At 70.1% G+C, this 870-nt stretch carries 1 protein-coding gene; it reads right to left on the reverse strand.

What is annotated here, in order from left to right; translation table 11 throughout:
• On the reverse strand, positions 1-870 hold an 870-nt coding region (locus INT12_RS30540; protein ID WP_193059187.1), incomplete at both ends, for a histidine kinase dimerization/phospho-acceptor domain-containing protein.

Here is an 870-nt window from a genome sequence, read left to right on the forward strand (position 1 = left end):
CTCCAGGTCGGTGTGGGACAGCGCTTCGACCATGCCCAGCACGCCGCTCATCGGGGTGCGGATTTCGTGGCTCATGGTGGCCAGGAAGTTGGATTTGGCCGCAGTGGCGCGTTCGGCGTCGGACTTGGCGGCGGCCAGGGCATCGGCCTGCGCGCGCGCTTCGGTCACGTCCACCCAGTAACCGCTCCACAGCACCACGCCGTGTTCGGCGGCATACGGCAATGCGCGGGTGCGCACCCAGCGCACCACGCCGTGCGGGCTGGTGCGGGATTCCATGTCCAGCGCGGAGAAATCGCGCGCGGCGTCGTTCAGCGCGCGGCTGACCGCCTCGCGGTCGCGCGGGTCGATCTGGTCGACCAGGCGCGTTTCATCGGCGATGACTTCGGCGGTGCTGACCCCGAACATCGACTGCAGGTCGCCGGTGATGTACGGGAACGTGACCCGGCCATCGCTGTCACGGCGGGCCTGGTAGACGATCGCCGGCAGGTTGTCGGTCACTTCCACCAGCCGCTGTTCCAACCGGCGGCGCATGCCGACCTCGCGGCGCAGCCGCCAGTAGCCCCAGCCATGCACGATGATGCCGGTGAGCAGCACCAGCGACAGCGGCACCGCCCAGCGCGCAACCGAACGCCAGTCCAGCCCGGTGCGGTATTCGGCCAGCAACCAGTCGCCCCGGATGGCGGCGTGCTCGCGCGGGGTGAGGTTGGCCAGCACCCGGTCGAAGGTGGTGGCCAACGGCGCGTACTGGCGTTTGACCGCCAGCGACAGCTGGTCGCTGAAGCCCGCCGGCGCGGCCACGTGCAGCTTGGCCGGATACACCTCGCGCACCACGCGGGCGACCATGGCCAGGTTGCCGACGTAGGCATCGGC

The organism is Pseudomonas sp. K8 (assembly GCF_014889455.1).
Taxonomy (GTDB): domain Bacteria; phylum Pseudomonadota; class Gammaproteobacteria; order Pseudomonadales; family Pseudomonadaceae; genus Aquipseudomonas; species Aquipseudomonas veronii.